The following is a 26,389-nucleotide window of genomic DNA, read 5'->3' on the forward strand; positions in this document are numbered from 1 at the left end:
AATGGATGGCTCACTGGCTGAGCTCGACCGTCTGAAGTGCACCGGCCGCGTGGTGGCAGGCGGTGCTGTGGAGACGATGCTGAGCCTCGGTGGTGGGATCGGTGGTCAGGCAGTGCTCGCGATCGGTACGGACCAGCGGCCCGATCGGACAGCGCGGGTGGAACCGGCAACCGGCCGGCGGGTGGTGCGGATCGGCCGGCTCTGCGTCGGCGACGACTCGCAACGCGGGGTCGGGCGGTTGCAGAGCAGTCGTGCCGCGGCGAGGAGCGGCCGCGAGAAGCTCTTTGGTGTAAGGGTGTTGAGGGTTGCCCAGTACGTCGCGAGCCGGGCCGAACTCGACGATGCGGCCGAGATACATGACCGCGATGAAGTCGCTCACGTACCGCACGACGGCCAGGTTGTGGGAGATGAACAGCATCGACAGGTGCAGTTCCCGTTGCAGTTCGCGGACGAGGTTGAGCACCGTGCCCTGGATCGAGACGTCGAGGGCCGAGGTGATCTCGTCGGCGATGATCACGTCGGGCTTGCCGGCGAGGGCACGGGCGATCGCGACTCGCTGCCGCTGGCCGCCGGACAACGCACCCGGATAGGCCAGCGCCCGGTCGGCGTCGAGACCGACCAGTTCGAGCAGCCGGGCAACTTCCTCACGACGGCCCCGGTGCTGACCCCTGCGGCGGCCGTTGCCAACGGACCGGGGTACGGACTCGGCGATCGAGTCGCCGACGGTCATCCGGGGGTCGAGGGACGAGTACGGGTCCTGGAACACCATCTGCAGCGGACGCCGTTGCCCGGCGCGATGCTTCAGCGGTACGCCCTCCAGCAGGATCCGCCCGGACGATGGCTCGGTCAGGCCGACCGCCGCCCTCGCCAGGGTCGACTTGCCCGAGCCGGACTCGCCGACCAGCCCGACCACCTGGCCGGACGGAACGGTCAGGTCGACCCCGTCGACGGCGGTCAGCGCCCGGCTGCCGGTACCGAACCGGACCGAGACTCCTTCGAAACGCAGTTCGCTCATCGCTGCCCCGTCCGGATCGTTTCGCCGCCGACATATCGAGCTTGCCAGCCGGCCGTTCCCTGCGGGTTCCAGCAAGCCACCTGATGACCCGGGCCGTGGCTGACCAGCGCCGGATCTTCGTCCCGGCAGCGATCCCCGGCGAACTCACACCGCGCCGCAAACGCACAGCCGCTCGGCATCTGCGCCGGATCCACCGGGCGCCCCGCAATCACCGCCAGCGGTTCGTCGAGCGGCGTCTCGAGATCCGGTACTGCGGCCAGCAACGCGCGCGTGTAGGGATGGCGTGCCCCGGTCGCGAGCTCGGTGGACGGCAGGTCCTCGACGATGCGGCCGGCGTACATCACCAGCACGCGATCGCAGACCTGCGCGACGACGGTGATGTCGTGGCTGATCAGCAGGACGGCGACCTCGTCCTCGGTCCGGATCGTCTCGAGCAGACGCAGGACCTGTCGTTGCACGGTGACGTCGAGCGCGGTGGTCGGTTCGTCGGCGACGATCAGCGCCGGGGTGCCCATCAGGCCCATGCCGATCATCGCTCGCTGCCGCATCCCACCGGAGAACTCGTGCGGGTACTGACGCGCTCGCCGCTCGGCCGCCGGGACCCGGACCGCGCGCAACCGATCGATCGCGCGAGCCATCGCCTGGCGCCGGGAGAGGCCTTGGTGCTCGCGGGCACCTTCGGCCAGCTGGACGCCGATCCGCTTGGTCGGGTTGAACGATGTCATCGGGTCCTGGAAGACCATCGCGAACGACGTACCCAGCAGGCGTCGCCGCGCGGCCGCCGTCCCGCGACCCGCTACCCGTCCGAGGAGGGGCGCACCGAGGAACGACAGTTCGGACGCCCGCACCTGGCCGGGCGGCTCGATCAACTGGGCGACAGCTAGCGCGGTGAGACTCTTGCCGGAGCCGGACTCGCCGACCACTCCGACGATCTCACCCTTCCCGACCGTGAAGCTGACGCCCCGCACCGGGGTGATCGGTCCGGGAAAGCTGACGCACAGGTCCTTCACGACCAACACGGCGTCATCGTCGGTCGGTGCTGCGGGCGTCGCCTCCGGCACCCGATCGCGGACCCGAGCGCCCTTCAGCACCGGTACACCGAAGCCCTTCGCTACAGCCTCACCGAAGAGGTTGAAAGCCAGCCCGGCGATGACCACCGCGACTCCGGGCGCGAGCGCCGCGGCTGGATGGACGTAGATGCCGTTGAGGCCCTCGCCCATCAGTCGGCCCCAGTCATAGGCCGGCGGCTGAACGCCCAGGCCGAGGAACGACAAGCCCGCGAAAGCGAGCAAGGCGCCGCCGGCGCCGATCGTGGCGTTGACCACGAGCGGCTCGGCGATGTTCGGCAGGATGTGCCGCAGCAGCGTCCGGAACCGGCCGACCCCGGCGATCCGCGCGGCGGCGACGAAGTCCCGCTCGGCGATCCCGGCGACCAGGGTCTGGGTCAGCCGCGCGAACGCCGGCGCCCCCGCGAAACCGATCGCCAGTACTGCGCCCTTGGCGCCCACTCCGAAGATGACCGCGAAGAACAGCGCGAGCAACAGGCCGGGGAAGGCGACCGCGATGTTCACCACTGCCGTCGTCACCCGGCCGGCACGCCGGCCCATCATCGTCGGTGCACAACCGAGCGCGAGTCCGGTGATCACGGCGATCGCCGTGGCCAGCAGGGCCAGCAGGATCGACGTACGGGAGGCGACGAGTACTCGGTAGAAGATGTCGCGGCCGAGGCTGTCCGTGCCGAGCCAGTGCGCTGACGATGAGCCTTGCAGGAGGTGCTCGGTGTCGATCGCGTTGGCTTGGCCGGACCAGAGCACCGGGGCGAAGGCGGCTAGGAGAAGTACCAGGAGGAGGAGTACGCCTGCGCCCGCGCCGACCGGCGTACGGAGTACTGCGATCCATCTTGCTCTCATCAGCTCTCCCTGATCGTGGAGCGCGGATCCAGCAGGGCAAGGGTTACGTCGACTACCAGGTTCACCAGGAGGACGCCGACGCCGTAGACGAGTACTACGCCCTGCACTAGCGGGTAGTCCTTGGCCAGGATCGAGGAGACGATCGTGCTGCCGAGTCCGGGCCAGCCGAAGACGTTCTCGACCAGTACTGTCCCTGCGACCATCCCGCCTAGCAGTAGGCCGCCCAGGGTGATCGTGGCCGTTACTGCGTTGGGCAGGGCGTGCCTTAGGTAGACAGCTACGGCAGGAAGGCGCTTGGCGCGTGCTGTGCGGAGGTAGTCGGTCTGCAGCACTGCTAGCAGCTCTACTCGGCAGATGCGCGCCAGGACTGCTCCAGGACCTACAGCAAGTGAGAGCACGGGCAGCACGTACGACGTGAGGTTGCCGCGTCCGGCGACGGGGAGCCAGTGGAGCTTCACTGCGAAGACGTAGACGAGTCCGACGGCCAGGAGGAACTCCGGGATGGCGGCCAGGATCACTGTGGTCGAGGTGAAGCTCAATTCGGTGCGTGGGCGACGGCCGGCGCGGGTGAGGACTCCCATGGCCAGGCCGACTGGTAGTGCGATCAGTACTGCCACTAGGAAGGCGGCGACGGCTAGCTCGACCGTTGCGGGTAGACGGTCGCGGATCACGTCCGAGACCGGCAGACCGGTGGTGATCGAGGTGCCGAGGTTGCCGGTGAAGAGGTTCTGGAGGAAATGGCGGTACTGCTCCCACAACGGATCGTTGAGCCCGAGCGACTCGCGCTGAGCATCAACCAGACTCTTCGGCGCCGCCGGCCCCAACGCCGACTGCACCGGATCACCCGGAATCAGATGAATCATCAGAAAAGCAGCACTGACCAACGTCAACACCGACACCACCAGCCGCCCAACCCGCCGCACCCCAAACCGCACCCACGGATGCCCCACAAACCCAGCCGCAGCCCCAACCCCCGCGCCACCCCAGGAGCCCGGGCCGCCACCTGATCCAGCCCCAGACCCACCTGCCGGGCCGGCAACGCCCACGGTTGTGGTCATCGGGTTAGCCCAGCATCCGGATGGAGGAGGGGACGACGCTGCCTTGGATGAGGTCGTAGGTGGCGCCCTTGGCGAAGGTGGGGATGGTGGAGTTGACGAAGGGGACCACGTTGACTTGTTCGAACAGAGCGCGCTCGGCTGCTGCCCAGTCCGGGCAGCCGTCCGTGCCTGCGATCGACGATGCCTTCTTGACCGCGGCGTCGTACGCCGGGTTCTTGATCGCGGCGAAGTTGCTCCCGTTCGGGGGAGTCGGACCGGACAGGAACGAGACGAGCTGACTGGGCAGGGAAACCGTCAGCGGGATCAGCCCGGCGTGCCAGGTGCCCTGGCCGGCCAGGATGACTGTGCTGATCTCGGCGGTGGAAACAGCCTTCAGTGAGACGTCGATGCCCAGCTCGTTCCAGGCCTTCTGCAGCAACTCAGAGCCGGATTGCAGCGTCGAGCCGAGGCCGGTCGGGTAGTAGAAGACCAGCGAGAGCTTGCTGCCACCCTTCTCCCGGATGCCGCCCGCACCCGCCTTCCAACCGGCCGCGTCCAATGCGGCCTTGGCAGCCTCCAGGTCATGGCCGGGCAGGTTGCCCGCAACCGTGTCCTCGGTGCAGGGACCCATGCCGGGGGCAACCATGCTGGTGGTCGGCGAACCGGATCCGCCGGTGATGACCTTGCCGAGCTGGCTCAGATCGAGGCCCTGGACCAGAGCCTTCCGGACGGCCAGGTCAGCGGTCGGCAGCCCGGCCTTCTGGTTGAACCAGAGCTCGCCGAGCGGAGCGCCCGCGCTGTGCTGGAAGATCTTCTGCGCTTCCAGCCGCTGCTTGTCCGGCCCTGCGAGGCGGACGATGTTGACCTGGCCGGCGACCAGCAGGTTGGCCGCCGTGGTCTCGTTGGCAATGACCTTGAGCACCACCTTGTCCGGCAGACCCGGCTGCCCGGCCTTGAAGTCACCTGGACCCCACGCGTACTCCTTGCGGCGGGTCAGCGTGTAGTGGTCACCCGGCACCGCCTCGGCGACGGTGTACATGCCAGTGCCATCCGAGCCCTGCTTGAGCAGGTTGCGATCCTTCATGCCCTTGCTGCAGACCAGGTGCAGGCCACCGATGTTGCCGACCAGGAAGGCATCGGGAGCAGGCACAGTGACGCTTACTGTCCCCGCCGCGTCGTCGCCGGTGGCTTTCGCGCCGGGTGGAACGAAGACGCCGATCCGGGTCGACTTGTTCGCCGGGTTGCCGACGAAGTTGATGTTCTCCGCCACCGTGCTCGCCGTCAGCGGGCTGCCGTCCGCGCAGGTGATGCCCTTGCGCAGCGTGTACTTCGCGGTGGTCGTCGTGCCTTCCCACTTCTCCGCGAGCCCGGCCACCTGCTTGCCGCTCGCATCGGTGCTGACCAGCGTGTCGTACAGGAACATGTCGACCTGCTGGGTGACCGACAGCGAGGTGAACTGCGGGTCCAGGTTGCCGGGGTCGGCATTCAGGGCCATGGTCAGCGTCCGGCCCTCGACCGGCTGACCGGCACCGGCGCCGGTGCCGGTGGTGCTCTGGTCGCCCGAACTGCACGCGGACAAGGCCAGTCCGGTGACCAGTACGCCGGCCGCCGCGACGGTGAGTGCGGATCTCATGATGCCTCCGGGTGGGAAGGGGCGGATCAGGCTGAGGTCTGGTCAGGGGCGCGGCGGACGGCCCGGCCGCTGTGCAGGAAGAGGGCGCGACCGGCCGAATCGTTCCCCACGAATACGTGCGGATTGTGGACTCCGTTGACCGCCTTCACGGCGATCAGGCTGTCCTCGCTCCGGCCGACCAGTTCAACCGGTTCGGGTGCCGGACCGAGCTCGGCGAAGATTCCCTTGGGTGTCTGGTCGAGCCAGACCCGGCCGTCGTCGTCCTGCCGGACGGTGAGGTCAGCGACCTCGCAGCTGTAGGTGCCGAGAATTCGGTCGACATCGATCGGCACAGGCGTGGCGGGTGGAGTGGGCAACGCGGGCAGCTCGAGGTTGGCGAGCTCCTTGACCACATGGCCGATGACGGTCTTGTACACCTCGATCGTGTCGCCGCCATTGGTCAGGACGGCAACCGCCAGGCCATGCTCCGGTACTACGCGCAGGAACGCGCTCTGGCCGATCGTTCCGCCGTCGTGGCCGATCACGGCCGTGCCGTTCCAGTCGAAGAGCTCCCAGCCGAGCCCCCACGAGTCGCCCATCATGCCGAGTGCCGGCAACTGGACCTGCGCCTGCTGCATCGCCTTGACGCTCGCCGGGCTCAGGACCGCAGTACCGTCGGCCGCAGTACCGGAGTCGAGGTGGAGCTTGGCGAAGGCGAGCAGGTCGCGCGGGGACATCGCCAGCATCGAGCCGGCGGCGGCCATGGATCGGGTCATCGCCCAGACAGGTGCCGGTACCGGCGCTGCGTCGGGAGTCGGCCGGACGTGGCCGACTGCTGCGCGGTGCAGGATCGCGTCGTACGGGTCGGCGGCCGCGTGGGCCAGCCCGAGTGGGGTGAAGAGATGGTCACGCAAGGCGGTGTCGAAGGTCTTGTCGCGCAGTACTTCGATCAGGCGGCCCAGAACGGCGAAGGCCGCGTTGTTGTAGGAGAACAGCTCACCGGGCGGGAAGAGTTGCTCGACTCCGGCCAGCGTGGGGACGAACTTCTCGATGGCGTCGTCGCCCTTGCCGGTCTCGTTGAAGATGTCGCCCTCGAAACCGGACGTGTGGCAGAGCAGTTGACGCACGGTGATGGCGGCGGCGGCCGTTTCGTCGCCGAGGACGAACTCCGGCAGGTACTCGCGCAGCGGCCGATCGAGGTCGACCTTGCCCTCGTCCACCAGCTGCATCACCAGGGTCGTCGTCCAGACCTTCGTGATCGAGCCGATCTGGAACACCGAGTCGGGGGTCGTCTCGACCTCGGTGGCCTTGCTCAGGACACCGGCCGCGTGGTCGACCACCTCACCGCCGTACAGCACGCCCACCGCCGTACCGGGGACCTCGTGCTCGGCGAGCAACGCCGGCAGCCGGTCTTGGAGCCACGTCTGGATTTCGCTCAGGGTCGCCATGTGCCGACGCTAGGGCGGCCGGCGCCGCGAGTATTCGTCCCAGCCGACGACTGAGCGTCCCGATTTCGTCCGGCCGGACGAGGTGTCAGGATCGGGGGATGGAGAAGAGGTACTGGTACGCCGAGGGCCTGGAACCGGAAGAGCTCGCCTTCCAGCGGCTCTACGGCCCGGTGGAGCCGGCCACGCTGGCCGAGGCCAAGGAGTTCTTCGGCGGACTCGGACTCGACTGGTGGGTCGCCGGCGGCTGGGCCGTCGAGGCGTTCACCGGAGTCTCGCGGCCGCATGAAGACCTCGACGTGTCGTTCTGGCGCAAGCACGTGCAGGAGCTGGTGAGGTACGCCGACGGCCGGTACCACGTGTGGTCGGCGGGCAGCCGGTCGATCTTCCCGCTCTCCCCGGACAATCCGGTGATGCCCGATTCGGCGGACCAGGTCTGGCTGCGGGAACACGCCCTGGCGCCCTGGAAGTACGACGTGGTGCTGAACCCGGACCGGGACGGCCGCTGGGTGTTCCGGCGGGACCCGTCGCTCGACTTCGCGCTCGACGAGGTCACCTGGGTCGCCGAAGACGGCATTCGCTACCTCAATCCCGAGATGGCCGTCGCCTACAAGGCCCGCCTGGACCGGCCCAAGGACCGGCAGGACCTGGCCGCCGTCCTTCCGCTCCTGCCGGCCGCGAAGCGCGGCTGGCTCGCCGACATGGTCCACCACCTGCACCCGGACCACGCCTGGCTGGAGCAGATTCGCGGCGGCTGATCGGGAACATCGGGGGAGGACTTACCCTTGAAGGTGTTATGACCTCTCCTGGCCGTCGTACGGTCTACCTCGATCACGCCGCGACGACTCCGATGCTGCCCGCGGCGATCGAGGCGATGACCGCCCACCTCGGGCGCACCGGCAACGCCTCCTCGCTGCACGGGTCGGGCCGCGCTGCCCGGCGTACGGTCGAGGAGTCGCGGGAGACGATCGCGGAGGCGCTGGGCGCCCAGCCGAGCGAGGTGGTCTTCACCTCCGGCGGGACCGAGGCGGACAACCTCGCGCTCAAGGGACTGTGGTGGGCTCGGCTCGCCGAGGATCCGCGTCGCCGCCGGATCCTGCTGAGCGGGATCGAGCACCACGCAGTACTGGATCCGGCCGTCTGGCTCGCTCAGCACGAGGGGGCTGAGATCGAGTGGCTGCCGGTCGACGAGCTGGGCCGGGTCCGGCCCGACGACGTCCAGCGGGCGATCGAGACCGACCCGGAGTCCGTGGCGTTCGTCACGTTGATGATGGCCAACAACGAGGTCGGCACCCTGCAGCCGGTCCGGGAGATCGCGGCCCTGGCCAAGGAGCACTCCATCCCCGTGCACACCGACGCCGTCCAGGCGGTCGGGCAGGTTCCGGTGGACTTCGCCGGGCTCGGGGTCGACGCGATGACGGTGTCCGGCCACAAGGTCGGCGGCCCGTTCGGCATCGGCGCGCTGGTCGTCCGCAAGGAGACCAAGCTGGTACCGATCGTGCACGGCGGCGGCCAGGAGCGCGACGTCCGGTCCGGCACGCTCGACACCCCGGCAGCGGCGGGGTTCGCGGTCGCGGTCGAGCACGCGGTCAAGCACCAGGACGAGCTCGGGCAGCGCCTCACTGCCCTCCGCGACCACCTGATCGAGGGCATCACGAGTACCGTGCCCGGCGCGATGCTGTCCGGAGACCCGGTACGACGCTTGCCCGGTAACGCACACTTGTCGTTCAAGGACTGCGAGGGCGACTCGCTGCTTCTGCTGCTCGACGCGCGGGGGATCGAGGTCTCGACCGGATCCGCCTGCAACGCCGGCGTGGCCGAACCGAGCCACGTGCTGCTGGCGATGGGGTACGACGACCAGCGGGCGCGCGGGTCGCTGCGCTTCACCTTGGGGCACACGTCCACCCGGGCCGACGTGGACGCCGTACTGGACAGCATCGGGCCCGTCGTCGAGCGGGCGATGTCCGCCGGATTGCAGAACGTGGGAAGGAACAACTGATGCGGGTACTCGCAGCCATGTCCGGTGGGGTCGACTCCGCCGTCGCGGCGGCGCGGATGGCCGAAGCCGGGCACGACGTGGTCGGTGTGCACCTGGCGCTGAGCCGCAACCCGCAGTCGTACCGCAGTGGAGCGCGCGGCTGCTGCACGGTCGAGGACTCCCGCGACGCCCGGCGCGCCGCCGACGTGATCGGCATCCCGTTCTACGTCTGGGACCTGGCCGAGCGGTTCCACGCCGACGTGGTCGAGGACTTCGTCGCGGAGTACGCGGCCGGCCGTACGCCGAACCCCTGCCTGCGCTGCAACGAGAAGGTCAAGTTCAGCGCAGTACTCGAGCGGGCCCTGGCGCTGGACTTCGACGCCGTCGCCACCGGGCACTACGCGCAGATCGTCGAGACGCCGGCCGGCCGCGAGCTGCACCGTGCAGTGGACCAGGGCAAGGACCAGTCCTACGTGCTCGGTGTGCTCACCCAGGAGCAGCTCCGGCACGCGTTCTTCCCGCTCGGCGACACCCCGAAGACCGAGATCCGCGCCGAGGCCGAGCGCCGCGGGCTGTCCGTCGCCGACAAGCCGGACAGCCACGACATCTGCTTCATTGCCGACGGCAACACCCCGGGCTTCCTCAGCAAGCAGCTGGGCGAGGCACCCGGTGACATTGTCGATGCCCAGGGCAACAAGTTGGGTGAGCACAAGGGCACCCACGGCTTCACCGTCGGCCAGCGCAAGGGCCTGAAGATCGGCACGCCGGCCGCGGACGGCAAGCCCCGTTTCGTCCTGGACATCAGCCCGGTCGACCGCACCGTCACGGTCGGCTCGCGCGCCGAGCTCGCGGTCGAGCGGCTGACCGCGTCGAAGCCGCGCTGGTGCGGCCCGGTGCCGACCGGGACCCTGCACGTGAAGGCGCAGTTGCGCGCGCACGGCGAGGAGATCGCGGTCACCGCGCGGCTCGAGGGCGACCAGGTGCTGGTCTCCTTCGACGAGCCCGCGGACGCCGTCGCGCCGGGCCAGGCGGTCGTCCTGTACGACGGCACCCGGGTGATCGGCTCGGCCACCATCGACACCGTCGAGCGCGTTCCGCAGAAGGTGTGACGGCCGTGCTGCGGATGAAGGACACCTGTGAGCGGTGCGGCAGCAGCCTGGGCCATGCCGACGCCGCGGTGATCTGCAGCTACGAGTGCACCTTCTGCCCGGCCTGTTCGGCGGCCATGTCGGCCACCTGCCCGAACTGCGGCGGTGAGCTGGTCAGCCGGCCGAAGCGAACCACCGGCGCGGCCCAGATCGCCGCGCGGGCACCCGGCCGCGTGACCAGATACTTCCAGCGGAACAGGAACACCACGTGAGCAGTCCTTTCGGCCCAGCGGCGACCACGGCGACGGGCTCGCTGCCTGGCGAGGACCTGCGCGAGTGGACGAAGTACGTGCTGGGAGCGGTCACCATCCCGTTCCTGCCGGAGCTACCGGCCCGCCCGTACGGCGACATGCTGAGCCGCTCGGCTGGGCTGATCACGTCCTTGGCGATGGACCTGCAGCCCGCCGGGTGGCGGCTGACGGGCGGCAACGACCCGCGAGCGAGCCTTGACCAGCGGCGCGCTCGCTCGTTGCTGCTGGAAGACCTGGACGTACTGGAGGAGCTTGCAGACGGCTACACGGGTCCACTGAAGCTGCAGGTGACCGGGCCGTGGACACTCGCCGCCACTGTGGAGTTGCCTCGCGGTGACAAGGTGCTCGCCGACTACGGTGCCCGGCGCGATCTGGCCGAGGCGCTGGCGTATGGGCTGCAGGACCACGTGGCCGACGTACGGCGACGCGTGCCGGGCGCGGACCTCGTAGTACAGATCGACGAGCCGGGGCTGCCCGCAGTACTGGCTGGGGCTGTTCCTACTGCCAGTGGGTGGGGCAAGCATCGGTCTGTGGATGGGCCTGGTGCTGTAGACCTCATGAGCCGGGTGATCGAGGCAGCAGCGCCTGCACTCACTGTGGTGCACTGCTGCGCGGCACGGCCGCCTATTGAGGTGTTCCGGAAGGCCGGTGCCGGGGGAGTCGCGGTAGACGTTGCCTTACTCACCGATGCGGCTTGGGAGCAGATCGCGTTTGCCGTAGAGGCTGACACGGTTTTGTATGCGGGCGTAGTACCGACTACTGGCCCAATTCCCCAGCCTGAGAAGGCTGCGGCGACTCTGACTCGCCGCTGGCACGAGATCGGCCTCACCCAGACAGCCTTGGCGGACGTGGTCATCACCCCAGCGTGTGGTCTCGCAGGCTCGCCATCACCAAGCGACGCGCGCGCCCGGCTTGAGCTTCTTCGCCGGACAGCCGAGGTCGTCGGAGATACCGCAGAAGCCTAAAAAGGTCGGTGCCGGGCGGTAAGTTCTCCTTCATGAGTACGGAGATCCCGGAGACCAGTGCCGCCGACCAGCCCGCCGCGCCGCCGGACGTGCGCGAGCGTCACGCCGCGCTGAGCCGGGAGATCGAGGAGCACCGGTTCCGCTACTACATGGCGACCTCGACCATCTCCGACGCGGACTTCGACGCGCTGATGCACGAGCTGGAGGCGATCGAGGAGCAGTACGCCGAACTGCGCACCCCGGACTCGCCGACCCAGAAGGTCGGCGTCCCGATCTCGACGCTGTTCACCGCGGTCCAGCACCCGCAACGGATGGAGAGCCTGGCGAACGCCTTCTCCGCCGAGCAGATGGAGGCCTGGGCGAAGCGGCTCGAGCGCGAGGTCACCGTCCAGCAGATCCACGACTCCGGGTTCCTGTGCGAGCTCAAGGTGGACGGCCTGGCGCTCGACCTGGTCTACGAGAACGGCCGGCTGGTCAGCGGCGCCACCCGCGGCGACGGCCGCGCCGGCGAGGACGTCACGCTGAACGTCCGCACCATCGCGTCCATCCCGAACGAGCTCACCACCTCCGAGCCGCCCAAGTTCCTGGAGGTGCGCGGCGAGGTGTACTTCCGGGTCGAGGACTTCACCGAGCTGAACGCGCAACTGGTCGAGGCCGGCAAGGACCCGTTCTCCAACCCACGCAACGGTGCCGCCGGATCCCTGCGGCAGAAGGATCCGCGCGTGTCCGCGAGCCGCCCGTTGCGCTTCGTCGTGCACGGTCTCGGCAAGGTCGATGGCCACCACATCAGCCGGCTCTCCGAGGCGTACGAGCAGCTGAAGGCCTGGGGCCTGCCGGTCAGCGACCGGGCCCGCCGAGTCAGCACACTCGACGAGGTCAACGAGTTCATCGCGTACTACGGCGAGAACCGGCACTCCGTCGACCACGAGATCGACGGTGTCGTGGTGAAGGTGGACGAGGTCGACCTGCAACGCGCGCTCGGTTCCACCTCGAGTGCACCGCGCTGGGCGATCGCGTACAAGTACCCGCCGGAAGAGGTCACCACCAAGCTGCTCGCCATCGAGGTGAACGTCGGGCGCACCGGCCGGGTCACGCCGTACGGGGTGATGGAGCCGGTCCGGGTGGCCGGATCGACGGTCGAGTTCGCGACGCTGCACAACGCCAAAGAGGTCGAGCGCAAGGGCGTCTACCCGGGCGACACCGTCGTACTGCGGAAGGCAGGCGACGTGATCCCCGAGATTCTCGGGCCGGTCGTCGAGCTGCGACCCGAGGACGCCGTGCCGTGGGTGATGCCGACGGAGTGCCCGTCCTGCGGGACGACGTTGCGGCCGATGAAGGAAGGGGACGTGGACATCCGCTGCCCCAACTCGCAGTCCTGCCCGGCACAGTTGCGCGAGCGGCTGTTCCATCTGGCCGGGCGGTCCGCCTTCGATATCGAGGTGCTCGGGTTCAAGGCCGCCGACGCGCTGATCAGCAGTGGCCTGATCACCGACGAGGGCGACCTGTTCGACCTGACCGAGGAGGCGCTGGCCGGCAGTTCCTTCTTCACCACCAAGGCCGGCGCGCTGTCGGCCAACGCGCAGAAGCTGCTCGCCAACCTCGAACAGGCCAAGACCCAGCAGTTGTCCCGCGGCCTGGTGGCGCTCTCGATCCGGCACGTCGGCCCGACCGCGGCGGCGGCGCTGGCCGCGGCGTACGACGACATCGACGCGATCCAGGCGGCCTCCGAGGAGGAGCTGTCGCAGATCGAGGGCGTCGGTCCGACCATCGCGCACGCGGTGATCGAGTGGTTCGAGGTCGACTGGCACCAGGAAATCGTCCGCAAGTGGAAGGAAGCCGGCGTCGAGCTGCGGCAGATCCGGTCTGGACCAACGGTCGAGCAGACCCTGGTGGGACAGTCTGTCGTGGTCACCGGCACCGTCGAGGGCTACAGCCGCGACGAGGCGACCGAGGCGATCGTGTCCCGCGGCGGCAAAGTGGCCGGCTCGGTGTCGAAGAAGACCTCGTTCGTGGTGGTCGGCGATTCGCCGGGATCGAAGTACGACAAGGCGGTTCAGCTCGGTGTACCGATTCTCGACGCGGCCGGTTTCGAAGTACTGCTGACCGGCGGGCCGGAGGCGGCCGCGGCGGTCGCGACGAACCCCGAACCGGACAATGCCTGACAACGAATGGATCCGCTGGCCGATCCGGAACGTCGGACTGTTAGTTTGCATCCTCTACACGTGGGTTTCTAAGGAGCGCATATGACGACGCCGCCACAAGGACCGTGGGGTCCTGGGCAGCCGGGGGGCCAGCCGGGCGGGCAACAAGGGGGGCAGCCTGGGGGGCAACCGGGTCAGGGAGGCTGGGGACAGCAGCCTGGTCAGGGCGGAGGTGGCTGGGGTCAGCCGCCGGCCCAGCCGCAGCCTGGAGCAGGACAGCCTCCGCAGCAGGGTGGCTGGGGCCAGCCGCCTGCCCAGGGCGGTCAGCCTGCGCAGGACGGTCAGCCTGGTGGCGGTTGGGGCCAGCGCCCCGGTCAGCCTCCTCACCAAGGTCAGCAGCCGGGTGGTTACCAGCAGCAGCCGTGGGGTCAGCCGGGCCAGCAGTCGCAGGGCGGCTGGCACCAGCAGCAGACCCAGCCTTGGCAGGCCGGCGTCGGTGGTCCCGGTGGCCCGAAGAAGGGCGGCATCCCCAAGGACAAGCTGCCGCTGGTGATCGGCGGTGGCGTGATCGGTGTCGTACTGATCGCCCTGCTGGTCTTCCTCGGCGTCCGCGCCATGGGTGGTGACGACGACACGACGACTCCGCCGCCGGCCACCCAGCCGACGGGTGAACCGACCGGTCAGCCCACCGGCGAACCGACCGGTGAACCGACCGGCCAGCCCACGGGCGAGCCGAACAACAACCCGACCAGCGGTCTGGGTGAGGCGAAGGGTCAGGCGAAGGCCGCGACCGACAAGTTGCAGGGCGCCGGCTACCAGTGCAGCGACCTGTTCAACGGCGCGCAGGGTGCGCACCGCGGCTGCTTCAAGTTCGAGGAAGCCAGCGAGGCCGAGGCGATCTTCCAGTTCCAGCCCGACGGCACCATCATCGGCGTACTGATCAAGTCGACGAACGACGAGAACGTCAACAATGCGGCCGTCGTCTTCGACGCGGCGCTGCAGGCGATCGGCAACGACACCTTTGGCGGCAGCGAGGTGGCGAAGATCCAGCAGGCCGTGAAGAACGGACAGCGCAGCACCAAGGTCGGCAGCACCTGGGGCGAGTTCAGCCTGCGGAACAGCGGCGAGACCGTGCAGATCCTCGGCGGCAAGTCCGGTGCGGACTCCTTCGACCTGCCGCGCAAGGAGTTCGAGACCACCGAAGCGCAGCTGACCGCGGCGCTGCGGGCCAAGCAGTACACCTGCAGCTCGTCGTGCCGTAAGGATCTCGGCCGGTCCGGCTCGCAGCGGATCTTCGGGATCGGCGGCAACAGCGGGATCCGGATCCTCGACATCGGCGCGTCCGGCAGCCCCGAAGAGGTCAAGGCGGCCATGCCGACCGTCATCGCCGACGCGTTCGGCGCGCTGAAGGGCCCGGACGCCGCGGCGCTGAAGGCGTTCGTCGACGCCCACAAGGACGGCAAGCCGTACGCTGGATATGTGGCCGGCTGGCGCGTCCAGCTGACCGGGAGCGGCGGCGAGTCGTACGCGTCGCAGACCGTCACGATCAAGTACGAGTCGTTCTACGTGTGAGGTGTGATGAGGTTCAGCCCGGCGAAGCGTGAGCAGACTCCGGTGGCCAAGCCGCCGCCGGAGTCGCTCCACCGGGTCGAAAGCGGCGGCCCGTGGGGGCCGACCCAGTTCGACCTCCCCGAGGGCGAGGACAACACCCAGGCGGTGCTCGTCGTCGCCATCGTCGGAGCGGTCATCCTGCTGGTGATCGCCGGGCTGTGGGCCCTCTGGTACTTCCAGTACAACTGATCAAACAGAAGGGGCCTCCCATCACGGGAGGCCCCTTCTGCGTTGTGTCGAAAGCGCTGTTGTTACGGAGAGTCAGGCGGTGGCGCGGATGGTGACGGCGAGGCTGGCCAGGTAGCTCAGGCGGTGGCGCGGATCGTGACGGCGAGGCTGGCCAGGTAGCTCAGGCGGGCTACCTCGGAGCCGAGGAACTCGGGACCACCGCGGCGGCCGATCACCAGCACCCGGCGGTTCGACTCCAGCGGCGCCGCGACCAGGACCGACTCGGCCAGACCCTTGTGGTCCGGAGCGGTCAGTGTCGTCGCCTTCTCCAGTGGCAGCCACTGGTCACCGAGGTCGCCGAACTCCGGCGTCGCGCTGGTCTCCAGCGCGACCTTGATCTCGCTGCCGGTGCCGTCCAGCAACGCGGCCCAGTCGGCATGCAGCACCGCGGGTGCCTGCTCGACCAGGATGTCGACCGCTTCGGCCGGTGCCGACGTCATCTGCTCGACGGCTTCGAGGTCCATGTGCAGCCCGCCGCCGGCGCCGTACCGGGAGAACCAGATCACTTCGACGTCGGGCACGCTGTTGCAGGCCGAGACGAGCCGGTCGGGCAGCACACCCGGTGGCAGGTCGACCACGATGTCGTCGACGGCGGTGCCGTTCTCGCGGCGGTGTTCCACGATTTCGATCGCGTGGATGTCGGCGCTCACCTCGCCGAGGGCCGTTGCGACGGTGCCCAGCGAACCGGGACGGTCCGGGATGATCAATCGCAGCAGGAACACCGAACGATCATCTCCCAGCCGAATACCACGCAAGTTACGCCCTGTCGCGGCCAATGTTACAGAGCGGAACCCAGGGACACGCCGGGCCCTCTCACCTGGTGATCTCCGCGGTCGCCCGAAACCGGAAATACACCCGTCATCACCGCACACTAGGATAGGCCGGTCCGTAGGCAGACGCGGGTCGCGCTGACCGCACCCTGCCGGCAACTCGCTGTAGACCATTGGAATCCAACATGGCATCGATTACCCGCGAACAGGTCGCGCATCTGGCGCGACTGGCGCGGATCGAGCTCTCCGACGACGAGCTCGACCACCTCGCTCCGCAGCTCGACCAGATCATCGGCCTGGTCGCGCAGGTCAGCGACGTGGCCGCCGAGGACATCCCGCCGACGTCCCACGCCCTGCCGATCACGAATGTGATGCGCGAGGACGTGAACGTCCCCTGCCTGACGCCGGAGCAGGCGCTGTCCGGCGCCCCCGCCGCGGAGGAGCAGCGTTTCCGGGTGCCGCGGATCTTGAGCGAGGAGGCGTGATGAGTGATCTGACGCGGAAGACCGCTGTCGAGCTGGCCGAGCTGATGAGCTCCGGCGAGGTGAGCTCGGTGGAGATCACCCAGGCGCACCTGGACCGGATCGGCGCGACCGACCAGGCCGTGCACGCATTCCTGCACGTCGACACCGAGGGCGCGCTCGCCCAGGCGGCCGACGTCGACACCCGCCGGGCCAAGGGTGACGAGCTCGGCCCGCTGGCCGGCGTACCGCTGGCGCTGAAGGACGTGCTGACCCAGGACGGCGTACCGACCACGGCCGGTTCGAAGATCCTCGAGGGCTGGAAGCCGCCGTACGACTCGACCGTGGTGAAGCGGCTGAAGGCGGCCGGCATCGTGATCCTCGGCAAGACCAACATGGACGAGTTCGCGATGGGCTCGTCGACCGAGAACTCGGCGTACGGGACGACCCACAACCCGTGGGACCTCAACCGGATCCCGGGTGGCTCGGGTGGTGGCTCGTCGGCCGCCATCTCGGCGTACCAGGCCCCGCTCGCGATCGGCACCGACACGGGCGGCTCGATCCGTCAGCCGGCCGCGTTCACGGGCACCGTGGGCGTCAAGCCGACGTACGGCGGCACCTCGCGGTACGGGCTGATCGCGTTGGCGTCCAGCCTGGACACGCCCGGTCCGTGTGCACGGACGACGCTCGACGCGGCGCTGCTGCACGAGGCGATCGCCGGCTACGACCCGATGGACTCGACCTCGATCAACCAGCCGGTACCGGCCGTGGTCGACGCGGCTCGTCGCGGTGACGTGACCGGGCTGCGGGTCGGCGTGGTCAAGGAGCTCGGCGGCGAGGGGTACCAGCCGGGTGTCGAGGCGCGCTTCCACGAGGCGGTCGAGCTGCTCACCAAGCTCGGCGCCGAGGTGGTCGAGGTGTCCTGCCCGCACTTCCAGTACGCGCTGCCGGCGTACTACCTGATCCTGCCGAGCGAGGCCTCGTCCAACCTGGCCAAGTTCGACGCGATGCGGTTCGGCCTGCGGGTCGGCGACGACGGTCTGAACGACGCCGAGCAGGTGATGCGGCTGACCCGCGAGGCCGGATTCGGCCCCGAGGTCAAGCGCCGGATCATGCTCGGCACGCACGCCCTGTCCAGCGGGTACTACGACGCGTACTACGGCCAGGCGCAGAAGGTCCGCACGTTGATCGCGCGGGACTTCACCCAGGCCTACGAGCAGGTCGACGTGCTGGTGTCACCCTCGACGCCGACCACCGCGTTCGCGATCGGCGACCGGGTGAACGACCCGATCGCCATGTACAAGAACGACCTCTGCACGATCCCGTCGAACCTGGCCGGTAACGCGGCCGGGTCCTTCCCGATCGGCCTGGCCGACGAGGACGGCCTGCCGGTCGGCTTCCACGTGATGGCGCCGGTGATGCGCGACGACCTGTGCTACCTGGTCGGCGCCGCGCTCGAGTCGGCGTTCGCCGACCAGTGGGGTGGCGTGCTGATGTCGAAGGCTCCGGAGCTGGAGGTCACCCGATGACTGTCGTTGCTGATGTGCTGTCCATCGATGACGCTTTGGCGAAGTTCGACCCGGTGATGGGCCTGGAGGTCCACGTCGAGCTGAACACCAAGTCGAAGATGTTCTGTGGTTGCCCGACCGAGTTCGGCGCGCCGCCGAACACGCAGACCTGCCCGGTCTGCCTCGGCCTGCCGGGCGCGCTGCCGGTGGTGAACGCGCGCGCGGTCGAGTCCGCGATCAAGATCGGCCTGGCGCTGAACTGCGAGATCGCCGAGTGGTGCCGGTTCGCCCGGAAGAACTACTTCTACCCGGACATGCCGAAGAACTTCCAGACCTCGCAGTACGACGAGCCGATCGCCGCCAACGGGTGGACCGAGGTCGTCGTCGACGGGGAGACGTACCGGATCGAGATCGAGCGCGCGCACATGGAGGAGGACACCGGCAAGTCCACCCACGTGGGTGGCGCGACCGGTCGCATCCACGGTGCGTCGCACTCGCTGGTCGACTACAACCGGGCCGGCATCCCGCTGATCGAGATCGTCACCAAGACGATCGAGGTGCCGCCGGCCAAGGCGGCTGCTGTCGCTCGTGCTTATGTGAGCATGCTGCGCGATCTGCTGCTCGCGCTGGACGTGTCCGACGTACGGATGGACCAGGGATCGCTGCGGTGTGACGCGAACGTGTCGCTGAAGCCGTCGGGGTCCACGTCGTTGGGCACCAGGACCGAGACGAAGAACGTGAACTCGTTCCGTTCGGTCGAGCGTGCGATCACCTACGAAATCACCCGGCAGGCCGCCATTTTGGTTGCCGGGGGCAAGATTTTGCAGGAGACCCGGCACTGGCACGAGGACACCGGGATCACCACCTCGGGCCGGGAGAAGTCGGACGCCGACGACTACCGGTACTTCCCGGAGCCCGACCTGGTGCCGGTCGCACCGGCGCGCGAGTGGGTCGAGGAGATCCGCGCGACGCTGCCCGAGGCACCGCCGGCCAAGCGGTTGAGGCTGCAGACCGAGTGGGGTTTCACCGATCTGGAGATGCGGGACGTCGTCAACGGCGGCGTGCAGACCCTGATCGAGCAGACCGTTGCGCTGGGTGTGGCGCCGGCCGCCGCGAAGAAGTGGTGGCTGGGTGAGCTGGCCCGCGCGGCGAACGAGGCTGGCAAGGACGTCGACGCGCTCGGCGTCGGCCCGGCCGAGATCGCCGAGGTCCAGAAGCTGGTCGACTCCGGTGAGCTGAACGACAAGCTCGCCCGCCAGGTCTTCGACGGCCTGGTCAAGGGCGAGGGCAGCACCGCCGAGATCATCGAGAAGCGCGGCCTGAAACTGGTCTCCGACGACTCCGCCCTCACCGAAGCGGTCGACCGCGCCATCGCGGCCAACCCGGACGTGGTCGACAAGGTCAAGTCCGGCAAGCCCGCCGCAGCCGGCGCCCTGATCGGCGCCGTCATGAAAGACATGCGAGGCCAAGCCGACGCCGCCAAGGTCCGAGAACTGGTCAACACCAAACTCGGCATCTGACGCAGCGATCCGCACCTGGGCCCGGCCGCCACCACGGCGCCGGGCCCAGCCTCGTCCCCTCCAGCCCGGCCGCCACCATGGCGCCGGGCCCAGCCTCGTCCGGTCCAGCCCGGCCGCCACCATGGCGCCGGGCCCAGCCTCGTCCGGTCCAGCCCGGCCGCCACCATGGCGCCGGGCCCAGCCTCGTCCCGTCCAGCCCGGGCGCCCCGCCGGCGCCACCCCAAGGCCCACCACACCTTCCCTGACCCGAGCCTCAGCGCTTAGCTCAGCCCAGCGTCCTTCTGAGCTCAGCTAGTTGGTGATCGTGACTCGCAGGATCTTGTCGTCGTTGGGGCGGGTTTCGCCTCGGCCGTCGGTGTTGGAGGTGGTTAGCCAGAGGGAGCCGTCGGGGGCGGTTTCGACTGTGCGGAGGCGGCCGTATTGGCCGGTGAAGAAGGCTACTGGCTCGCCGGTGCGTTTGCCGTTGGCGACCGGGGTGGCCCAGAGGCGTTCGCCGCGCAGGCCGGCCATGAAGATGTTGCCTTGGGCAAAGGCGATTCCGCTCGGCGAGGCGTCCGCGGTTTGCCACTGGGCGATCGGGTCGACCATGCCGTCGAGCTGGCTGATGCCTTCGGCGGCCGGCCAGCCGTAGTTCGCGCCCGCGGTGATCGCGTTCAGCTCGTCCCAGGTGTTCTGCCCGAACTCCGCGGCGTACAGCTGCTGCCCGTCGAACGCCAGGCCCTGCACGTTCCGGTGCCCCTTGGAGATCCACAGCCGTCCGTCCGGATTGCCCGGCGCGGCCTTCCCGTCGGTGGTGATCCGCAGGACCTTGCCCCCGAGGGAGTCGTCGTTCTGCGAGTTCGGCCGGTCAGCGCCGTCTCCTGTGCCGACGTACAGGAAGCCGTCCGGTCCGAACTTGATCCGTCCGCCGTTGTGCACAGCCGCCTGCGGGATCCCTTCCACGATCACCGTGGCCTCGCCGAGCTTGCCGTCGCTGTAGTTCAGCCGCGCGATCCGGTTGTCATCGCTGCTCGAGTAGTAGACGTAGACAAAAGGCCGCTTCGGGTACTGCGGATCGACCGCGATCCCGAGCAACCCGCCTTCCGACGACGGGTCCACGTCCGGCACGGTCCCGACCTCGCTGACCTGGTTGCCCACGATCCGCTTGACCTTGCCGGAGTCCCGCTCGGTCACCAGGGCGCTCTTGTCGGGCAGAAACGCCAATCCCCACGGCACCTCCAGGCCACTCGCCACCACCCCGGCAGCGGCGAGCTTCACCGGCCGGCTGGGCGCAGTACTGGACGGCTGCCCGCCCGTTGGCCGCGCAGTTTGCCCGGCGGGCGTGGAGGTCGACACCGACGGCTGGGCGTCTCCGCCCGCATCAGAACAACCGCCGACCAGCGCGACCGTGGCCACCAACAGCCCGGCCCGAACTCCCTTACCCATGAGCACCATCCGTCTCCCAGAGCGACCCCCGGACCTCCAAGGTATCGACCACTCCAACGCCGCATCGCGCCCCACGTTATGGGTCCGCCGCACGAACCCCTCCGTCGGGGAGAATAGGCGCCCGAAACGGATCGGCCGTTGGAGGGCTTGTGAGTATCACCAGGCGTACCTTGCTAGCCGGTACTGCGGCCCTGCCGCTGGCCGCTGGTGCCCAGACAGCTGCAGGAGTTGGCCGCGAGACCATGAACGATGCGCACACCGTCAAAACCCTGATCACGGAACTCGTCGAGAAGTACTCCGACGGCGTCGCCCCGATCGTGTCGCTCGGCGATCCCGTACTACGTCAGGTCGCGGAACCGTTCGACGGCCAGGTCGACGACGACGTACTGACCGACTTCATCGCCCTGATGCGCCGGACGATGAAAGCAGCACCTGGCGTGGGCCTGGCTGCCCCGCAAATCGGCGTACCGGTGCGCATCGCAGTACTGGAAGATCCTGCCGCGGTGTCACCAGAGGTCGCCGAGGCGCGTCACCGGTATCCGCTGGAGTTCTTCACGGCCATCAACCCGGACTACCGTCCCGACGGCCGCAAACGCCGCGGCTTCTACGAGGGCTGCCTCAGCATGCCCGGCTACACCGGCGTTGTGAACCGCCCGTACGCCGTCCACGCGACCTACACCGACGCCACCGGCCACCGGCACCACAAACACTTCACCGGCTGGCAGGCCCGCATCGTCCAGCACGAAACCGACCACCTCCGCGGCACCGTCTACGTGGACAAACTGGAACCCCGCTCCCTCTCCACCACCCAGAACTACCTGTCCACCTGGAACGACCCCATCCCCACCCGAGCCGCCCAAACCCTCCACTTCCACCTCGACCAAGCCTGACTCGGCGGCCGGCCGTCGGCCGCCTGCCGTCAGGCACGACAAGAGGCTCCAGCGGATGCCATCGCTGGAGCCTCTTGCTCTCAGCTACCCCAGGTTGGGCGGAGGGGGAAGTGGGCGTTGGCTTGGTCGTCCAGTTTTACTGCTAGGACTTGGTGGAGTTGGGTGTTGTTGCGTTCGAAGCCGACTCGGCAGGCGGCTAGGTACAAGCCCCAGACCTTGGCTGTGGGGTAGCCGACTTCGGCTACTGCTTCGTCCCAGTGGGCTACCAGGTTTTCGGACCAGGCCTTGAGGGTGAGCGCGTAGTGCTCGCGGAGGTTTTCTTCGTGGCGTACTTCGAAGCCGGCGTCCTGGGCGTCGGTGATGATGCGGCCGGAGCCGATGAGTTCGCCGTCGGGGAAGATGTAGCGGTCGATGAAGGCGCCCGTCGAGCGGTAGCGGTTGTCCGGGCGGGTGATCGAGTGGTTCAGCAGGCGGCCGCCTGGCTTCAGGCGGTCGAGCAGGAAGCCGAAGTACGACGGGTAGTTGCGCACGCCGATGTGTTCGGTGAGGCCGATCGAGCTGATCGCGTCGAACTCGCGCTCCGAGACGTCGCGGTAGTCGGAGAAGCGGACCTCGGCCAGGTCTTCCAGCCCGTCGCGCTTGATCGCAGCTTGGGCCCACTCGGCCTGCGCGGCCGACAGGGTGACGCCCAGCGCCTTCACGCCGTACTCGCGGGCGGCGTGCCGGACCATGCCGCCCCAGCCGCAGCCGACGTCCAGCAGGCGCTGGCCGGCCTTGAGGTCGAGCTTGCGGGCGACCAGGTCGTACTTCTCGTACTGCGCCTGCTCGAGCGTCGCGTCGGCGGTCGGGTAGACGGCGCAGGTGTAGGTCATCGACGGGCCGAGGATGTACTCGTAGAAGGTGTTCGAGACGTCGTAGTGGTGGTGGATCGCGGCCTTGTCGCGGGCCTTCGAGTGGCGCAGGCCCTCGAAGGTGCGGCGCCACTTGGGCAGGTGCTCCTGCGGTGGTGGCGGTGGCGGCTTGAGGTGGCTCCAGCCGAGGCCGCGGACGATGCGCAACGCTTCCGCCGGGGTCGGGCGCTCGAAATGGAGCTGGTTGAGCATCATCTTCATCAGGTCGTACGGGTTGCCGGGATGGCTGCCCTCGATCTCCAGGTCACCCTGGACGTAGGCGCGCACCATGCCCAGGTCGCCGGGAGCCGTCAGCACGTACGACAGACCGCGCTCGGTCGCCAGGTGCATGTGGATCGGCGAGTCCTCGGGACCGGTCGCACTGCCGTCGTAGGCGGTGAAACGGAAGGGCAGGCCTTCCGGGGCCACCGCCGTGAGCGCTCCTGCGATCGATACCTGCGTCGGGATCGTTGCCGTCATCGGCGCGTCACCGCCTTCTCGTAGAGCCCGGTGAGCCGGGCATCGGGGTCGTAGCGTTCCTTCACCTTCGTCAGGGCCGGGACGTTGTAGAGCCGGTCGAAGGTCTCCCGGTCGTAGTAGGCGTCGGAGTACAAGGACTTGTGGCCGTCGAAGTCGGCGACGGCCGCCTCGATCCGCCGGTTCACGTCCCCGTCCTCGGCGCCCGGCGCGATCGGCACGGTGCCCCAGAAGCCGACGTTCACATAGGTCTCACCCGCGGCCAGTGGGTACAACGGCCACGGCTCAGAAGATCGCAGTCGCAGTGGGCACAGCCAGACCGGCTGCATCCCCACCTCGGCGTCGAACCAGCGGAGGAACCCGGCCAGCCGCGAGGCCGGGATCTCGACGTCCTGGACCACCCGCTCGCGGTCAGGGTTGCCGCGCCGCCGATTGAGCCGGGCAGCCACCTGATGACGGTTCTCGAAGCCGATGATCTTGTGGTAGATGTCGCTGCGCCGCAGCCGGCGCGGCCAGATCCGCCGTACATAAGGGTTTTGAGCGCCGAAGGCCGCCGAGCACCAGAACCAGTCGGTGTCCCAGCGCCACAGATAGTCGTGTGCCGTCAGAGCATCGGTCGTTCGCTGCTGAATCGACCGGTAGAAGATCTGCTGCCCGGTGTAGTCACTGACCTGTACCGCGGTATCGCTGTTCCGCCCCAAGGTCAGATAGGCCTCGTCGGGGGCGAACGCGACGCCGTCGACGAAGTGCACCGGCTCACCGCCATACGTGCCATCGGCAACGATCGACTCGATCGCCGGGCCCAGCTCGTCCAGGCCGAGCCGCACGTGCCGCAACGCGACGTACGGCGAGATGCGGTCGAGCTCGATCCGGAGCCTGGTGGCGTAGCCGAGGGAGCCGTACGAGTTCGGGAAGGTGCGGAACAGCTCGGCATGCTCGCCGTCGGGCCGGGCGGTGACGATCTCGCCCGCGCCGGTCAGGATGTCCATCTCCAGCACCGACTCGTGTGGCAGACCGGCCCGGTACGACGAGGACTCGATCCCGAGGCCGGTCACGGCGCCACCCAGCGTGATCGTGCGCAACTGCGGGACCACCATCGGCACCAGCCCGTGGGGCAGGGTCGCGGCGACCAGGTCTTCGTAGGTGCACATGCCCTGGACGTCGGCGGTCCGGCCGGCCGGGTCCACCGAGATCACCCCGGTCAGTCCGGACACGTCCAGGCCGGGAGTTTCTACCGCCATCCTGGGCCGGAACAGGTTCGAACTACGCTTCGCGAGGCGGACCGGAACTCCCGCCGGGATGCGCTGATAAGACGATCTCAGCCGTCCTACGGCCTGATCGTGATCGAGAGTCGGGGCCAGATCCGATGTCGAAGGCACCTGTTCAGAGTACGACGGGAAGCCGTCTCCGGCACGAATTCTCACTGCACTCCCACTGCACCTGAAGTGCACTTCAGAACCACAGAGCCAGTGGTCTTACCCGGGTGGAAACAATTCTTCCGCCCGATGTCGAGGTGGCGCCCAGGGCTCCGACGTACCGGAGGAGAGACCCGGACAAGGAGAACTCGATGATCGATCTGCAACCAGCCTGTCACCACGTGAGCGAGCTCGTCGTCCGTATCACCGACGAGCAGCTCGGCAACAGCACGCCGTGCACGAAGTACACCGTGCGGGATCTGCTCGAACATGTGGACGAAAGCGCCCGCGGTTTCGCGGAGGCCGCCGGCGCTGAAGTCACCGGCACCGCGCTGGCTTTCGACGGAGAGTGGCGGGAAGTCCTCGGGCAACGGCTGCTGGTTCTGGGCAAGGCCTGGGACGACCCGGAGGCCTGGGCGGGGGAGACCGACCAGGGCGGTCTGAAGCTCCCGAACGAGACCTGGGGCCGGATCGCGCTGACCGAGGTCGTGGTGCACGGCTGGGACCTGTCGAAGGCGACCGGAGTGCCTTACGAACTGCCCGCCGAAACAGTCCAGGCCTGTTACGAGCACGTGGCCGGATTCCTCGCCCAGCCGCCAGTTCCCGAGCTGTGGGCGGCTCCGATCGAGGTCCCGGCCGAGGCGCCGCTGATGGATCGGCTGGTGGGGATCACCGGGCGACAGCCGTAGCCGAAGTCGTAGTACGAAACTGTCCTGAGGTGCGAGTAAGTTGCGGAGCATGGCTGATTTGGTGAAGACCTTGCTGCCGTGGAAGGACCCCGAGGACTTTCTCGGCGGTCTCCCGGCAGGGATCGATGCGCGGTACTACGCCGGTGGCGAGCGTCCCGCGCTGGACGCGATCGAGTTCTACGTGCCCAGTTACATGGGCTCGTCGGAGGTCGTCGAGGTGATCGCCGAGATGCCGGCGCTGAAGGTTGTCCAGACCCAGACGGCCGGCTTCGAGAACGTGCTGCCGCACCTGCGGGAGGGAGTCACCTTGTGCAACGCGCGGGGTGTCCACGACGCCTCGACGGCTGAGCTCGCGGTCGGGCTGATCCTGGCGTCGTACCGGCGGTTGCCGCGCGCGGTGAAGAACCAGGAACGCGGGGAGTGGCCGTCGTCGTACCAGGAGCTGGACGATTCGCTGGCCGACCGGACCGTGCTGATCCTCGGCTACGGCTCGATCGGTGAGGCGCTGGAGCGGCGGCTGGACGGGTTCGAGTGCGACGTCATCCGGGTCGCACGGCGGCCGCGCGACGGCGTCCACCCGATCACTGACCTGCCCGAGCTGCTGCCACGCGCGGATGTCGTCGTGCTGCTCACACCCGCGACCGATGAGACGCGGGGGATGGTCGATGCCAAGTTCCTGGCCCAGTTGAAGGACGGCGCCTTGCTGATCAACATGGCGCGGGGCGTCATCGTCGACACCGACGCGCTGGTCGCCGAGCTCTCCACTGAGCGGATCCGCGCCGCGCTGGACGTGACCGACCCCGAACCGCTGCCCGCCGGCCATCCGCTGTGGTCGGCTCCGAATGTCCTGATCAATCCGCACCGCGGTGGTGCCTCGACGGCGTTCTCGCCGCGGGTCGCCCGGCTGGTGCGGGCCCAGCTCGAGCGCTACGCCAACGGCGAACCGCTGATCAACGTAGTCGCGGGGCCGCCGCGCTAACCAAACCTGTGGCGCGGCGGGCCG

General features: G+C 68.6%; 23 protein-coding genes. 14 read left to right on the forward strand and 9 right to left on the reverse strand.

Features of this window, described 5'->3' with window-relative positions; genetic code table 11:
* Positions 1–10: 10 nt before the first annotated feature.
* The 5 genes from AB0F51_RS34065 to AB0F51_RS34085 all read right to left on the reverse strand — a co-directional run bounded on the left by AB0F51_RS34065 (position 11) and on the right by AB0F51_RS34085 (position 7,022).
* A complete protein-coding gene (locus tag AB0F51_RS34065; RefSeq protein ID WP_360286685.1) occupies positions 11–1,015 on the reverse strand; it encodes an ABC transporter ATP-binding protein in 1,005 nt (334 codons plus the stop codon).
* On the reverse strand, positions 1,012–2,925 hold the full coding sequence (locus tag AB0F51_RS34070; RefSeq protein WP_360286688.1) for a dipeptide/oligopeptide/nickel ABC transporter permease/ATP-binding protein: 1,914 nt from the start codon (positions 2,923–2,925) through the stop codon (positions 1,012–1,014). The genes AB0F51_RS34065 and AB0F51_RS34070 overlap by 4 nt, the downstream gene beginning before the upstream one ends.
* Positions 2,925–3,875 carry an ABC transporter permease gene (locus AB0F51_RS34075; RefSeq protein WP_360287025.1) on the reverse strand — a complete coding sequence of 317 codons (951 nt, stop codon included), beginning with the start codon at positions 3,873–3,875 and terminating at the stop codon, positions 2,925–2,927. Before AB0F51_RS34075 ends, AB0F51_RS34070 begins: the two co-directional genes overlap by 1 nt.
* A 112-nt stretch (positions 3,876–3,987) precedes the next feature.
* Entirely contained in the window at positions 3,988–5,595 is a 1,608-nt protein-coding gene (locus AB0F51_RS34080) for an ABC transporter substrate-binding protein (RefSeq protein ID WP_360286691.1), read from the reverse strand.
* A gap of 26 nt (positions 5,596–5,621) precedes the next feature.
* Positions 5,622–7,022: a serine hydrolase domain-containing protein gene (locus AB0F51_RS34085; RefSeq protein WP_360286694.1), complete on the reverse strand. Its 1,401-nt coding sequence runs from the start codon at positions 7,020–7,022 to the stop codon at positions 5,622–5,624.
* A 98-nt stretch (positions 7,023–7,120) separates the two neighbouring features.
* Between AB0F51_RS34085 and AB0F51_RS34090 the strand changes: the two genes are divergently transcribed.
* The 8 genes from AB0F51_RS34090 to AB0F51_RS34125 all read left to right on the forward strand — a co-directional run bounded on the left by AB0F51_RS34090 (position 7,121) and on the right by AB0F51_RS34125 (position 15,302).
* Positions 7,121–7,777 (forward strand): hypothetical protein, encoded by a 657-nt coding sequence (locus AB0F51_RS34090; RefSeq protein ID WP_360286697.1) that lies wholly within the window; start codon positions 7,121–7,123, stop codon positions 7,775–7,777.
* Positions 7,778–7,815: 38 nt separating this feature from the next.
* Positions 7,816–9,018, forward strand: a complete 1,203-nt coding sequence (locus AB0F51_RS34095) for a cysteine desulfurase family protein (RefSeq protein WP_360286699.1) — start codon at positions 7,816–7,818, stop codon at positions 9,016–9,018.
* Positions 9,018–10,106: a tRNA 2-thiouridine(34) synthase MnmA gene (mnmA, locus tag AB0F51_RS34100; protein WP_360286703.1), complete on the forward strand. Its 1,089-nt coding sequence runs from the start codon at positions 9,018–9,020 to the stop codon at positions 10,104–10,106. Before AB0F51_RS34095 ends, mnmA begins: the two co-directional genes overlap by 1 nt.
* 14 nt (positions 10,107–10,120) lie before the next feature.
* Positions 10,121–10,357 carry a DUF1272 domain-containing protein gene (locus AB0F51_RS34105; RefSeq protein ID WP_360287027.1) on the forward strand — a complete coding sequence of 79 codons (237 nt, stop codon included), beginning with the start codon at positions 10,121–10,123 and terminating at the stop codon, positions 10,355–10,357.
* On the forward strand, positions 10,354–11,361 hold the full coding sequence (locus AB0F51_RS34110) for a methionine synthase vitamin-B12 independent (RefSeq protein WP_360286706.1): 1,008 nt from the start codon (positions 10,354–10,356) through the stop codon (positions 11,359–11,361). The genes AB0F51_RS34105 and AB0F51_RS34110 overlap by 4 nt, the downstream gene beginning before the upstream one ends.
* 32 nt (positions 11,362–11,393) lie before the next feature.
* Positions 11,394–13,523 (forward strand): NAD-dependent DNA ligase LigA, encoded by a 2,130-nt coding sequence (gene ligA / locus AB0F51_RS34115; protein ID WP_360286709.1) that lies wholly within the window; start codon positions 11,394–11,396, stop codon positions 13,521–13,523.
* A gap of 81 nt (positions 13,524–13,604) precedes the next feature.
* Positions 13,605–15,074: a PT domain-containing protein gene (locus tag AB0F51_RS34120; RefSeq protein ID WP_360286711.1), complete on the forward strand. Its 1,470-nt coding sequence runs from the start codon at positions 13,605–13,607 to the stop codon at positions 15,072–15,074.
* 6 nt (positions 15,075–15,080) lie between these two features.
* Positions 15,081–15,302, forward strand: coding sequence for a hypothetical protein (locus AB0F51_RS34125; RefSeq protein ID WP_360286714.1), 222 nt, complete (start codon positions 15,081–15,083; stop codon positions 15,300–15,302).
* Between the two features lie 116 nt (positions 15,303–15,418).
* Here the strand turns inward: AB0F51_RS34125 and AB0F51_RS34130 are convergent, their stop codons facing one another.
* On the reverse strand, positions 15,419–16,063 hold the full coding sequence (locus tag AB0F51_RS34130; protein ID WP_360286716.1) for an amino acid-binding protein: 645 nt from the start codon (positions 16,061–16,063) through the stop codon (positions 15,419–15,421).
* Between the two features lie 233 nt (positions 16,064–16,296).
* Between AB0F51_RS34130 and gatC the strand changes: the two genes are divergently transcribed.
* Genes gatC through gatB form a run of 3 tightly spaced genes read left to right on the forward strand, consistent with a single transcriptional unit; the run spans position 16,297 to position 19,600 of the window.
* Positions 16,297–16,596, forward strand: coding sequence for an Asp-tRNA(Asn)/Glu-tRNA(Gln) amidotransferase subunit GatC (gatC, locus tag AB0F51_RS34135; RefSeq protein WP_360286719.1), 300 nt, complete (start codon positions 16,297–16,299; stop codon positions 16,594–16,596).
* Positions 16,596–18,101 carry an Asp-tRNA(Asn)/Glu-tRNA(Gln) amidotransferase subunit GatA gene (gene gatA / locus AB0F51_RS34140; protein ID WP_360286722.1) on the forward strand — a complete coding sequence of 502 codons (1,506 nt, stop codon included), beginning with the start codon at positions 16,596–16,598 and terminating at the stop codon, positions 18,099–18,101. The genes gatC and gatA overlap by 1 nt, the downstream gene beginning before the upstream one ends.
* Entirely contained in the window at positions 18,098–19,600 is a 1,503-nt protein-coding gene (gene gatB, locus AB0F51_RS34145) for an Asp-tRNA(Asn)/Glu-tRNA(Gln) amidotransferase subunit GatB (RefSeq protein ID WP_360286725.1), read from the forward strand. The genes gatA and gatB overlap by 4 nt, the downstream gene beginning before the upstream one ends.
* A 291-nt stretch (positions 19,601–19,891) precedes the next feature.
* Here gatB and AB0F51_RS34150 read toward each other — a convergent pair whose 3' ends face one another.
* A complete protein-coding gene (locus AB0F51_RS34150) occupies positions 19,892–21,025 on the reverse strand; it encodes a PQQ-dependent sugar dehydrogenase (protein WP_360286728.1) in 1,134 nt (377 codons plus the stop codon).
* 149 nt (positions 21,026–21,174) lie between these two features.
* On the opposite strand from AB0F51_RS34150, the gene AB0F51_RS34155 reads away from it, so the two are divergent.
* Positions 21,175–21,915, forward strand: coding sequence for a peptide deformylase (locus AB0F51_RS34155; protein ID WP_360286731.1), 741 nt, complete (start codon positions 21,175–21,177; stop codon positions 21,913–21,915).
* An 80-nt stretch (positions 21,916–21,995) separates the two neighbouring features.
* On the opposite strand, the gene AB0F51_RS34160 is transcribed toward AB0F51_RS34155, so the two are convergent.
* Together AB0F51_RS34160 and AB0F51_RS34165 are read right to left on the reverse strand one after the other, a co-directional pair.
* Positions 21,996–23,285, reverse strand: a complete 1,290-nt coding sequence (locus AB0F51_RS34160) for a cyclopropane-fatty-acyl-phospholipid synthase family protein (protein WP_360286733.1) — start codon at positions 23,283–23,285, stop codon at positions 21,996–21,998.
* A complete protein-coding gene (locus AB0F51_RS34165; RefSeq protein ID WP_360286737.1) occupies positions 23,282–24,523 on the reverse strand; it encodes an FAD-binding oxidoreductase in 1,242 nt (413 codons plus the stop codon). Before AB0F51_RS34165 ends, AB0F51_RS34160 begins: the two co-directional genes overlap by 4 nt.
* A 326-nt stretch (positions 24,524–24,849) precedes the next feature.
* Here AB0F51_RS34165 and AB0F51_RS34170 point away from each other — a divergent pair, with 326 nt between their 5' ends.
* Both AB0F51_RS34170 and AB0F51_RS34175 read left to right on the forward strand, forming a co-directional pair.
* Positions 24,850–25,386, forward strand: a complete 537-nt coding sequence (locus tag AB0F51_RS34170; RefSeq protein WP_360286739.1) for a TIGR03086 family metal-binding protein — start codon at positions 24,850–24,852, stop codon at positions 25,384–25,386.
* 49 nt (positions 25,387–25,435) lie between these two features.
* Positions 25,436–26,365 (forward strand): 2-hydroxyacid dehydrogenase, encoded by a 930-nt coding sequence (locus AB0F51_RS34175; RefSeq protein WP_360286741.1) that lies wholly within the window; start codon positions 25,436–25,438, stop codon positions 26,363–26,365.
* The last annotated feature ends 24 nt before the right edge of the window (positions 26,366–26,389 follow it).

The sequence above is a fragment of the Kribbella sp. NPDC023855 genome, assembly GCF_040639475.1.
Lineage (GTDB): Bacteria > Actinomycetota > Actinomycetes > Propionibacteriales > Kribbellaceae > Kribbella.

What these genes read in the sequence shown, in the direction of transcription:
- gatB (WP_360286725.1), top strand. Translation starts at nt 18,098, where the DNA reads ATGACTGTCGTTGCTGATGTGCTGTCCATCGATGACGCTTTGGCGAAG.
- AB0F51_RS34120 (WP_360286711.1), top strand. Translation starts at nt 13,605, where the DNA reads ATGACGACGCCGCCACAAGGACCGTGGGGTCCTGGGCAGCCGGGGGGC.
- AB0F51_RS34105 (WP_360287027.1), top strand. Translation starts at nt 10,121, where the DNA reads ATGAAGGACACCTGTGAGCGGTGCGGCAGCAGCCTGGGCCATGCCGAC.
- AB0F51_RS34175 (WP_360286741.1), top strand. Translation starts at nt 25,436, where the DNA reads ATGGCTGATTTGGTGAAGACCTTGCTGCCGTGGAAGGACCCCGAGGAC.
- AB0F51_RS34095 (WP_360286699.1), top strand. Translation starts at nt 7,816, where the DNA reads ATGACCTCTCCTGGCCGTCGTACGGTCTACCTCGATCACGCCGCGACG.
- gatA (WP_360286722.1), top strand. Translation starts at nt 16,596, where the DNA reads ATGAGTGATCTGACGCGGAAGACCGCTGTCGAGCTGGCCGAGCTGATG.
- AB0F51_RS34090 (WP_360286697.1), top strand. Translation starts at nt 7,121, where the DNA reads ATGGAGAAGAGGTACTGGTACGCCGAGGGCCTGGAACCGGAAGAGCTC.
- AB0F51_RS34125 (WP_360286714.1), top strand. Translation starts at nt 15,081, where the DNA reads ATGAGGTTCAGCCCGGCGAAGCGTGAGCAGACTCCGGTGGCCAAGCCG.
- gatC (WP_360286719.1), top strand. Translation starts at nt 16,297, where the DNA reads ATGGCATCGATTACCCGCGAACAGGTCGCGCATCTGGCGCGACTGGCG.
- AB0F51_RS34150 (WP_360286728.1), bottom strand. Translation starts at nt 21,025, where the DNA reads ATGGGTAAGGGAGTTCGGGCCGGGCTGTTGGTGGCCACGGTCGCGCTG.
- AB0F51_RS34170 (WP_360286739.1), top strand. Translation starts at nt 24,850, where the DNA reads ATGATCGATCTGCAACCAGCCTGTCACCACGTGAGCGAGCTCGTCGTC.
- AB0F51_RS34085 (WP_360286694.1), bottom strand. Translation starts at nt 7,022, where the DNA reads ATGGCGACCCTGAGCGAAATCCAGACGTGGCTCCAAGACCGGCTGCCG.
- AB0F51_RS34160 (WP_360286733.1), bottom strand. Translation starts at nt 23,285, where the DNA reads ATGACGGCAACGATCCCGACGCAGGTATCGATCGCAGGAGCGCTCACG.
- mnmA (WP_360286703.1), top strand. Translation starts at nt 9,018, where the DNA reads ATGCGGGTACTCGCAGCCATGTCCGGTGGGGTCGACTCCGCCGTCGCG.
- AB0F51_RS34080 (WP_360286691.1), bottom strand. Translation starts at nt 5,595, where the DNA reads ATGAGATCCGCACTCACCGTCGCGGCGGCCGGCGTACTGGTCACCGGA.
- AB0F51_RS34065 (WP_360286685.1), bottom strand. Translation starts at nt 1,015, where the DNA reads ATGAGCGAACTGCGTTTCGAAGGAGTCTCGGTCCGGTTCGGTACCGGC.
- AB0F51_RS34165 (WP_360286737.1), bottom strand. Translation starts at nt 24,523, where the DNA reads ATGGCGGTAGAAACTCCCGGCCTGGACGTGTCCGGACTGACCGGGGTG.
- ligA (WP_360286709.1), top strand. Translation starts at nt 11,394, where the DNA reads ATGAGTACGGAGATCCCGGAGACCAGTGCCGCCGACCAGCCCGCCGCG.
- AB0F51_RS34070 (WP_360286688.1), bottom strand. Translation starts at nt 2,925, where the DNA reads ATGAGAGCAAGATGGATCGCAGTACTCCGTACGCCGGTCGGCGCGGGC.